We start from the raw sequence: 9,331 nt of genomic DNA, 5'->3' as shown, positions 1-9,331 counted from the left end.
GGTTGGGGGGGGGGGGGGGGGGGGGGGCCCCGGGGGTCGGGGGGGGGGGGGGGGGGGCCCCCGCCGGGCCCCCGCCCCCCCCCCCCCCCGGGGCCCCCCCCGCCCCGCACCCGCGCCGGCGCCCCGCACCCGCGCCGGCGCCCCGCACCCGCGCCCCGCACCCGCGACAACCGCGCCTCCGCCCCGCCCCGTGCCCACCCCCGCCGCCCCGCCCACCTGACCGGCGGGCCAGGCCGCGCCCCCGTCACCCCGGCGGTAGGCTGACCTCGCCCGGCCCATGAGGCACGAGCAAGATCACGTACGACCCGCCCGACACCCCCCGTCCCGCCCGACCGACCCGTCCGCCCGAAGGGAAACCCACCCCATGCCGCTCGAAGCCGGCCTCCTGGAGATCCTGGCCTGCCCGGCCTGTCACTCCCCCCTCGACGACCGGTCGGCGGCCGACAGCCCCGAACTGATCTGCACCAGCGCGGACTGCGGCCTGGCCTACCCGGTACGGGACGGCATCCCCGTCCTCCTCGTCGACGAGGCCCGCCGCCCCGCGTAAGCCCGGCCCCACCCCGCACGGTGATCGGCACGTGATCGGAGGACCGTCCCCATGCTCGACGAGTCGTTGCTCGACGCCCCGGAGGCACTGGCCCGAGCCGACCGCCGCGGCCTGCTCCGCGGTGCCGCCGAGGCGGGGGCCCGGGTCCGTACCGCGGCCCGCCACGCGACGGAGGCCGGGATCAGTGAGCTGAACCCGGAGGGCCGCCCGCGCGCCGTCCTGGTCGCGGGTTCCGGCACCGCCGCGTCCGGCGTCGCCGACCTGATCGCGGCCCTGGCCGGGGCCTCGGCGCCGGTCACGCGCATCCACCCGACCGGCGTTGCCCCCGCCGCGGGCGCGATGCGATGGACACTGCCCGGCTGGGCCGGATCCGTCGACCTGCTCCTCATCGCCACGGCGGACGGCTCCGAACCGGGCCTCGCCCTCCTTGCCGAGCAGGCGTACCGCCGAGGCTGCACCGTCGTGGCCGTGGCGCCCCGGCAGTCGCCGCTGCGCGAGGCGGTCGACGGCGTGCACGGCCTCGTCGTCCCGATGGCCTCCGCCCCGCACGGCGAGTACGACGCCGAGACCTCGGCAGCGGGCCCCGGCACCCTCTGGGCCCTGTTCACCCCGCTGCTCGCGCTGCTGGACCGGGTCGGCCTGGTCACCGCGCCCCCGGAGACACTCCAGAGCGTCGCCGACCGCCTGGACCGTACGGCTGAACGCTGTGGGCCGACGATCGCCACGTACAGCAATCCGGCCAAGACTCTCGCCGCCGAACTCGCGGACAGCCTGCCTCTCGTCTGGACGGAGGGCGACGCCGCCGGCCCGGTCGGGCGCCGGTTCGCCGCGGTCCTGGCCGAACTCTCCGGCCGCCCGGCCCTCTCGGCCGGACTCCCCGAGGCGCTCCCCGCCCACGGGGCCCTGCTGGCGGGGGCGTTCGCCGCCGGGGCCGACCCCGACGACTTCTTCCGTGACCGGGTCGAGGAGACCGAACCCCTCCACGCCCGGGTCGTCCTGCTCCGCGACCGGCCCGCCGGCGGCCTGAGCGCGGCCCCTGCCGCGCGCGAACTCGCCCTGGGCCACGACACGGCGATCAGTGAGCTGGAACCGGAGGAGGGCAGCAGGCTCGAAGCCCTCGCCGAACTCCTCGCGGTCACGGACTTCGCCGCGGTCTACCTGGCGCTCGCCTCGTCGGCCCGCGCCTGACCCTGCGACGCAGGCACCGCGCGGCGCAGTCCCACGACCCTGCGCGACGAGGCCCACCGACCGCACAGGCCCCACACCACCCAGCGCACCTCCCACACGGCACGTTTCTCATCCCACAGCACGAGGACGAATTCCATGGACCGGCTCTCCAACACCGTGCGCCCGTACGCCTGGGGCTCCACCACCCTCATCCCGGCCCTGCTCGGGGTGGCCCCCACCGGTGATCCGCAGGCGGAGATGTGGATGGGCGCCCACCCCGGAGCCCCTTCCCGGATCACCCGCACCGGTGCCGCCGACGTCACCGCGCAGGCCCCCGCCGCGCAGGCCCTCAACGCGTCGCCCTCCGCCGAGCAGGCCCTCACCGACGTCATCGCCGCCGACCCGGCCGGTGAACTCGGGCAGGCCGCCGTCGAGAAGTTCGGCCCCAGGCTGCCCTTCCTCCTCAAGCTCCTCGCCGCCGGAGCCCCGCTCTCCCTCCAGGTCCACCCCGACCTCGCCCAGGCCCAGCGGGGGTACGCGGACGAGGAGCGCCGGTCCGTGCCGATCGACGCCGCCCACCGGACGTACAAGGACGCCAACCACAAGCCCGAGCTGATCTGCGCGCTCACCCCCTTCGACGGCCTGTGCGGCTTCCGCCGGCCCGTCGAGGCGGCGGAGGCGATGGAGGGGCTCGGCGTCGACTCCCTGAAGCCGTACGCCGACCTCCTGCGCGCGCACCCGGAGGAGGCCGCGCTGCGCGAGGTCCTCGCCGCGATCCTCGGCGCGGACCCGGACGAGATGGCCGAGACGGTGGCAGCCGCAGCGGAGGCCGCCGAACGGATCGGCGGCGCCTACGCCCCGTACGCCCGTATCGCCCATCACTTCCCCGGTGACGCCGGAGTCATCGCGGCCATGCTGCTGAACTACGTACAACTCCAGCCAGGAGAAGCGCTGTTCCTCGGCGCCGGCGTTCCGCACGCCTACCTCGACGGGCTCGGCGTCGAAATCATGGCGAACTCGGACAATGTTCTGCGTTGCGGACTGACGCCCAAGCACATCGACGTACCCGAACTCCTGCGCATCGTCCACTTCGAGGCGACCGAACCGGGGATCCTGCGCCCCGAGGCGTCCGCGTCCGGCGAGGAACTGTACGAGGCGCCGGTCGACGAGTTCCGGCTCTCCCGCTTCGACCTCTCGCCGGGCGCCGCCCCGGTCGACCTGACCGCGGTCACGCCCCAGATCCTGCTCTGCACGGCGGGTGCGCCGAAGGCGGGCGAGCTCGGCCTCGTACCGGGCGACTCGGTGTTCGTACCGGCCGGGGAGAAGGCCGAGGTGTCCGGTACGGGCACGCTGTTCCGTGCCACTGTGGTGGCCTGACGTACCGTCCGCGCCGGCGGCTGCAACAATGTCCGGCCGTACCGCGGCCGCCGGAGCCGCAGCATCGACGAAGGGACACCAGGCACCCATGAGTGCGTCAGGCGGAACCAAGGCGATCGTGGCGGCGCTCGCCGCCAACCTCGCGATCGCAGTGGCCAAATTCGTGGCGTTCCTGTTCAGTGGCTCGTCATCGATGCTCGCGGAGAGCGTCCACTCGCTGGCCGACTCGGGCAACCAGGGACTGCTGCTGCTCGGCGGCAAGAAGGCCCAGCGCGAGGCCACCCCCCAGCACCCCTTCGGGTACGGGCGTGAGCGCTACATCTACGCCTTCCTCGTCTCCATCGTCCTGTTCTCGGTCGGTGGCATGTTCGCGGTGTACGAGGGCTACGAGAAGATCAAGCACCCGCACGAGATCGAGGCCTGGTACTGGCCGGTCGGCGTTCTGGTCTTCGCGATCATCGCCGAGGGCTACTCCTTCCGTACGGCGATCATGGAGTCCAACGAGACCCGCGGCTCGCTCACCTGGACCCAGTTCGTCCGCCGCGCGAAGGCCCCGGAACTTCCCGTCGTGCTGCTGGAGGACTTCGGCGCGCTCATCGGTCTGGTTCTGGCCCTCGCCGGTGTCGGCCTGGCCATCGGGACCGGTGACGGGATCTGGGACGGCATCGGAACCCTCTGCATCGGCATCCTGCTGATCGCCATCGCGATCGTCCTGGCCGCCGAGACGAAGTCCCTGCTGCTCGGCGAGGCCGCCGGCACCGACCAGGTCGAGAAGATCAAGGCCGCGGTCGTCGACGGCGACACCGTCACCGGGATCATCCACATGCGTACGCTCCACCTCGGCCCGGAAGAACTGCTGGTCGCAGCCAAGATCGCGGTCCAGCACGACGACACCGCCACCGAGGTCGCCAACGCCATCAACGCCGCCGAGTCCCGCATCCGTGAGGCGGTGCCGATCGCGCGTGTCATCTATCTGGAGCCGGACATCTACAACGAGGCGGCGGCCGCGGCCGGCACCAACCCGGCCAAGCAGCTGGACGGAGCACCGGCCGAACCGGCGTCCGACGGCACCCCCGGCGATGGCGCCGACACTCCGGGCGACCCCACGGAATCCGGCCACTGACCCGCACCCGACAAGCCGATGAGGCCGCTCCCTGGTCTGGTGGACTGGGAGCGGCTGGGCCGTTCGGTGTAGATTTGTGGGCAGTGTCAGACGTCGCTGCTGATGGCGGTCGATCGGTCCGTACGCCGGGCCGGCCGAGGGAGAGAGGGCCTCCGACGGACTGCGCTGCGAACCGCTCGGGCATTCCTGTGCCCACTGCGTGTCGCAGAGCCGCCCTACCCACCCTCGACCCATCACGAGGAGCAGCCCGTTATGACCACGGTCGCCAATCGACAGGACTTCAAGGTCGCCGACCTCTCCCTCGCCGCCTTCGGCCGCAAGGAGATCACCCTGGCCGAGCACGAGATGCCCGGCCTGATGTCGATCCGCAAGGAGTACGCCGCCGCGCAGCCGCTGGCCGGCGCCCGCATCACCGGTTCGCTGCACATGACCGTGCAGACGGCTGTGCTGATCGAGACCCTGGTCGCCCTCGGCGCCGAGGTCCGCTGGGCCTCCTGCAACATCTTCTCCACCCAGGACCACGCGGCCGCCGCCATCGCCGTCGGCCCGACCGGCACCCCCGAGGCCCCGGCCGGCGTCCCGGTGTTCGCCTGGAAGGGCGAGTCGCTGGAGGAGTACTGGTGGTGCACGGAGCAGGCCCTGACCTGGCCGAACACCCCCACCGGTGGGCCGAACATGATCCTCGACGACGGTGGCGACGCCACCCTCCTCGTCCACAAGGGCGTCGAGTTCGAGAAGGCCGGCGCCGCCCCGGACCCCTCGACCGCGGACAGCGAGGAGTACGCCTACATCCTCACGCTGCTGAACCGCACGCTCGGTGAGTCGCCGCAGAAGTGGACCCAGCTGGCATCCGAGATCCGCGGTGTCACGGAGGAGACCACGACCGGTGTGCACCGGCTGTACGAGATGCACCGCGACGGCACCCTCCTGTTCCCGGCGATCAACGTCAACGACGCTGTCACCAAGTCGAAGTTCGACAACAAGTACGGCTGCCGCCACTCGCTGATCGACGGCATCAACCGTGCCACCGACGTCCTGATCGGCGGCAAGACCGCCGTCGTCTGCGGCTACGGAGACGTGGGCAAGGGCTGCGCGGAGTCCCTGCGCGGCCAGGGCGCCCGAGTGATCATCACCGAGATCGACCCGATCTGCGCCCTGCAGGCGGCGATGGACGGCTACCAGGTCGCCACCCTCGACGACGTCGTGGAGCAGGCCGACATCTTCGTCACCACGACGGGCAACAAGGACATCATCATGGCCTCCGACATGGCCCGGATGAAGCACCAGGCCATCGTCGGGAACATCGGCCACTTCGACAACGAGATCGACATGGCCGGTCTCGCGAAGATCGACGGTGTCGTCAAGGACGAGGTCAAGCCGCAGGTCCACACCTGGACGTTCCCCGACGGCAAGGTCCTCATCGTGCTGTCCGAGGGCCGCCTGCTGAACCTGGGCAACGCCACCGGCCACCCCTCGTTCGTGATGTCCAACTCGTTCGCGGACCAGACCCTGGCCCAGATCGAGCTGTTCACGAAGCCCGAGGAGTACCCGACCGACGTCTACGTGCTGCCCAAGCACCTCGATGAGAAGGTCGCCCGTCTGCACCTGGCCTCGCTCGGCGTGAAGCTCACGACGCTCCGCCCCGAGCAGGCCGCGTACATCGGCGTCGAGGTCGAGGGCCCGTACAAGTCCGACCACTACCGCTACTGATCCCCGTCACCACGCGCGAAGACCCGCCGACGACCGGTCACTCCACCACCGGTCGGTGACGACCGGTCAGCGGCGGATCCCGCGGGGTCTGCGGACGCACACACGTCCGCAGACCCGGTGACTCAGCAGCAGCAGCTACGAACGCAGGCCCCCGCACCCCCGTGTCGGGGGCCTGCGCCGTACCGCACCCGCACAGCCCGAGGAACCCGAAGGACCCCATGCCCCGCGGCCGATATTCGCTCCACGATCTCCACGACGACACCACCCTCGGTGAAGAACACTTCCACTGCGCCCCGGGCCCCTCGGGCTGGCGCTATGTCTCGCAGACGACCGCCCCGTCCGGCGATCACCTCGGATCCGTGGACCTCACTCTCGACGAGCTCGGCCGCCCCATCCGTCTCGAACTCCATGCCGCGAGCTGGCAGGTCCGTGGCGCCGCCCTCGAAGGCGTCACCTGGGTACGCACCGACCCGACCGGCACCCACGCCACCGAAGGCAATGTCCGCGCCCACGCCTTCAGTGGCACGTCCCCCGCATTTCTCATCGCCACCGCGCGGCTGCTGCGGCTCACCCCCGCCTCCCCTCCGACCCGACTGCGCATCGTCACCTTCACGGACCCCGTCCTCGCCCCCCGTACCGCCGACCAGTCCTGGTCCCTGGTGAACAGTGAAGCGCACCCCACTGACAACGGCCCTCTGACCGTCGACGCGTACCAGGTCAGCGCCCTGGACACCGGCGAGCAGCACACCGTCCACATCGCCGGTGACGTGGTCCTCTCGGCCCCCGGCATCGAGCTCGAAGAGCTGGAATCCCCACCCTCGGAACGCTAGGCGGGTGGGGCGACCCTCGGAACGCTAGGCGGGCGGGGCGAATCCGGTGGTGGAGGGCCGTGCCGCAGCCACGCCGGGAGCAGTTGCCGCACTGTCCGCCCCCGCCGACGGGCCAGGTGCCGCCTCCGGATCAGGGGCAGGGGCAGCCGGAGCGGGCTGAGTCACGGGGGCCGCAGCGGGGACGGCGCCCCACGGCCCCTCCGCACCCGCACCGGCCACGCCCGCCACCCCCGGCATCCCGCTCTGCGGCTTCGCGAAGACGGGACCGCCGACATTTCCAGGGGCTGCGGCGAACGTCCTGCGCGCATCCCGGGCCTGCCGTTCGTTCACCACAGCGGCCAGGAACGCTGCGGCAGGCACGTCCCCCGGCGCCGGAGCCCCGGTCCGCGCGGCAAGTTCACCGGCCAGCCGCTCAGCCATGGCCCGTCCCACGGCGTCGTCCAACTGGTGCATCCGCGTCAGGTACTGCCGTACCGCGAGCCACAGATCGTCGGGCACCGCCGACAGATCCAGTCCGGCGAACCGTCCTGCCAGCCAGGGCGGCGGAGGCGGCACGGCTGCCGCCCTGTCGGCCGGAACCCGCTCCCGTACGACGAGGGTTCCCGCGAAGACATCCCCGATCCGCCGCCCGCGCGCCGAGACCAGTGAGGCGATGGAGGCCACCACACCGAGCGTCGCGAGAATCTCCACCAACGCCATCGTCCCGCGCACCAGCGCATGCCGGAAGCGGATGGGGCCACCGTCGTCCCGCACCACCCGGAGCCCGCACACGAGCTTCCCGAGCGAACGGCCATGGCTGAGCGTCTCCACCGCGACAGGCGCTCCCACCAGAACGAGAAGGAAGGCCGCGACGGTCACCGCCGCGACAGCCGCGTCGTCGAGCGAGGCGGTCGCGAGGGCCAGCACGACGGACACCAGCACGAAGACCGTCCCGATCACCACCAGGTCGATCACCATCGCCAGCGCGCGGCTCGGCAACTTCGCCGGCCGCAACCCCAGTACGACCGCGTCCCCGGTCACGAGCTCACTCATCGCCGCCCACCCTTCGCCGACCATCCCTGCCCCTCGGGGCCACAGTCTGCCAAGCTGACCCGCAACGTGCCGCAGTTGTACGTGCCCGTACGCACCCATGCCAGGAGCAGCAGCCGACCATGGACCTAGACGTCTTCGTCAACGCCCATCGCATCGAGTGGGACCGCCTGGACCACCTCCTGCACCGCGGGCGCAGGCTCACGGGTGCGGAGGCCGACGAGCTCGTCGACCTCTACCAGCGCACGGCGACCCATCTCTCCCTGATCCAGTCCAGCGCCCCCGACCCCCTGCTCACAGCGCGCCTCACACAGCTGGTGGCCCGCGCCCGCTCGACGGTGACCGGAACCCGCCGTGTCTCCTGGCGCGACGCCGCGCACTTCCTCACCGCAGGCTTTCCCGCAGCGGTCTACCGCTCCAGGCACTGGTGGATACCCACCGCCGTGCTCTCCGTGCTTCTGGCCGCGCTGATGGGCTGGTGGATCGGCACACACCCCGAGGTCCAGTCGGCTATCGCAGCCCCGGTGGATCTCCGCCGCCTGACCAGCCCGGGAGGGGAGTACGAGACGTACTACTCCAGCCACCCGGCGGCCTCGTTCGCCGCCCAGGTCTGGACGAACAACGCTCAGGCCGCCGCGATGTGCCTGGTGCTGGGCGCGTTTCTCTGCGTTCCGGTGATCTGGATCCTCTTCGTCAACGTGCTCAACCTCGCGGTGGGGATAGGGCTGATGTCGTCGGCGGGCCGGCTCGACACCTTCCTCGGCCTGATCCTTCCCCACGGGCTCCTGGAGCTCACCGCGGTTTTCGTCGCGGCCGGCACCGGACTCCGTCTGGGCTGGACGGTCATCGACCCCGGCCCGCACACCCGGCGTACGGCTCTGGCACAACAGGGGCGGGCGGCGATCGGCATGGCCATAGGACTCGCCCTCGTCCTGTTCGTATCCGGCGTCATCGAAGGGTTCGTCACCCCTTCGGGTCTTCCGACCTGGGCTCGCATCACCATCGGCTTCGCCGCCGAGCTGGCCTTCCTCGCCTACGTCTACATCCTGGGCGGCAGGGCGGCACGAGCCGGCGACGCAGGCGACGTGGCGGCAGCCGAACGAAGCGCCGAACTGCCGGTGGCAGCCTGATGTGCGTACGGCCTGCCGGGCCTGCTAGTGTCTTCCTCGCCCCAAAAACCGTTGACACGGCGGACTGGGGGAGGTAGATTTTACTAGTTGCCTCGAACTGGACAAGTTCGGGTGCAACCGTTAGATTTACATCGCTCTCACCGGAAATTGAATTTCCGCAGAGCCTTTTGATTCCCATCATCATGGAACATGAAGCCGACTGGTTCGGCATTTTGCTTCTGATAAAGTTGAATCAGCGGAAAGGCAAGGCCACTTCAACGGCCACCGGAAATCAAATTCGAACCGGAAACGGTACGGAATGAGTCTGGTAAGGTTGAAATCGTCGGAAAGGGAAGCGCGAAAGCGAAGAACTGGAAAGCGAAAATGCGAGACCCGCTTCGACCGGGAATCGGACACGAAAGAGTCTGATAGAGTCGGA

At 70.9% G+C, this 9,331-nt stretch carries 8 protein-coding genes; 7 read left to right on the top strand and 1 reads right to left on the bottom strand.

The features are described from left to right. The first annotated feature begins 364 nt into the window (after nucleotides 1-364). The 6 genes from ACZ4LX_RS30065 (at nucleotide 365) to ACZ4LX_RS30040 (ending at nucleotide 6,754) form a co-directional block, all read left to right on the top strand. On the top strand, nucleotides 365-547 hold the full coding sequence (locus ACZ4LX_RS30065) for a Trm112 family protein (RefSeq protein ID WP_467647376.1): 183 nt from the start codon (nucleotides 365-367) through the stop codon (nucleotides 545-547). 51 nt (nucleotides 548-598) lie between these two features. Beyond that, complete coding sequence (locus ACZ4LX_RS30060) at nucleotides 599-1,735, top strand: SIS domain-containing protein (protein ID WP_467647374.1); 1,137 nt, start codon at nucleotides 599-601, stop codon at nucleotides 1,733-1,735. Nucleotides 1,736-1,870: 135 nt separating this feature from the next. After that, on the top strand, nucleotides 1,871-3,091 hold the full coding sequence (gene manA, locus ACZ4LX_RS30055) for a mannose-6-phosphate isomerase, class I (protein ID WP_467647372.1): 1,221 nt from the start codon (nucleotides 1,871-1,873) through the stop codon (nucleotides 3,089-3,091). 88 nt (nucleotides 3,092-3,179) lie between these two features. Beyond that, complete coding sequence (locus ACZ4LX_RS30050; RefSeq protein ID WP_467647369.1) at nucleotides 3,180-4,214, top strand: cation diffusion facilitator family transporter; 1,035 nt, start codon at nucleotides 3,180-3,182, stop codon at nucleotides 4,212-4,214. Between the two features lie 252 nt (nucleotides 4,215-4,466). Beyond that, nucleotides 4,467-5,924 carry an adenosylhomocysteinase gene (gene ahcY, locus ACZ4LX_RS30045; RefSeq protein WP_467647364.1) on the top strand — a complete coding sequence of 486 codons (1,458 nt, stop codon included), beginning with the start codon at nucleotides 4,467-4,469 and terminating at the stop codon, nucleotides 5,922-5,924. A gap of 218 nt (nucleotides 5,925-6,142) precedes the next feature. Next, the gene (locus tag ACZ4LX_RS30040) at nucleotides 6,143-6,754 is read left to right on the top strand and encodes a hypothetical protein (protein WP_467647361.1); all 612 of its coding nucleotides are present in this window, start codon (nucleotides 6,143-6,145) and stop codon (nucleotides 6,752-6,754) included. A gap of 24 nt (nucleotides 6,755-6,778) precedes the next feature. On the opposite strand, the gene ACZ4LX_RS30035 is transcribed toward ACZ4LX_RS30040, so the two are convergent. Then, the gene (locus ACZ4LX_RS30035) at nucleotides 6,779-7,786 is read right to left on the bottom strand and encodes an RDD family protein (protein WP_467647358.1); all 1,008 of its coding nucleotides are present in this window, start codon (nucleotides 7,784-7,786) and stop codon (nucleotides 6,779-6,781) included. 119 nt (nucleotides 7,787-7,905) lie between these two features. Here ACZ4LX_RS30035 and ACZ4LX_RS30030 point away from each other — a divergent pair, with 119 nt between their 5' ends. After that, a complete protein-coding gene (locus tag ACZ4LX_RS30030) occupies nucleotides 7,906-8,913 on the top strand; it encodes a stage II sporulation protein M (protein WP_467647355.1) in 1,008 nt (335 codons plus the stop codon). Nucleotides 8,914-9,331: the final 418 nt, after the last annotated feature.

The sequence above is a fragment of the Streptomyces sp. NPDC026062 genome, assembly GCF_055568375.1.
This window is presented reverse-complemented; position numbering and strand designations above follow the sequence as displayed.

Bases quoted from the DNA above. Each gene is read 5' to 3' on its own strand.
- ACZ4LX_RS30035 (WP_467647358.1), bottom strand. From the start codon at position 7,786: ATGAGTGAGCTCGTGACCGGGGACGCGGTCGTACTGGGGTTGCGGCCG.
- ACZ4LX_RS30040 (WP_467647361.1), top strand. From the start codon at position 6,143: ATGCCCCGCGGCCGATATTCGCTCCACGATCTCCACGACGACACCACC.
- ACZ4LX_RS30030 (WP_467647355.1), top strand. From the start codon at position 7,906: ATGGACCTAGACGTCTTCGTCAACGCCCATCGCATCGAGTGGGACCGC.
- ahcY (WP_467647364.1), top strand. From the start codon at position 4,467: ATGACCACGGTCGCCAATCGACAGGACTTCAAGGTCGCCGACCTCTCC.
- ACZ4LX_RS30060 (WP_467647374.1), top strand. From the start codon at position 599: ATGCTCGACGAGTCGTTGCTCGACGCCCCGGAGGCACTGGCCCGAGCC.
- manA (WP_467647372.1), top strand. From the start codon at position 1,871: ATGGACCGGCTCTCCAACACCGTGCGCCCGTACGCCTGGGGCTCCACC.
- ACZ4LX_RS30050 (WP_467647369.1), top strand. From the start codon at position 3,180: ATGAGTGCGTCAGGCGGAACCAAGGCGATCGTGGCGGCGCTCGCCGCC.
- ACZ4LX_RS30065 (WP_467647376.1), top strand. From the start codon at position 365: ATGCCGCTCGAAGCCGGCCTCCTGGAGATCCTGGCCTGCCCGGCCTGT.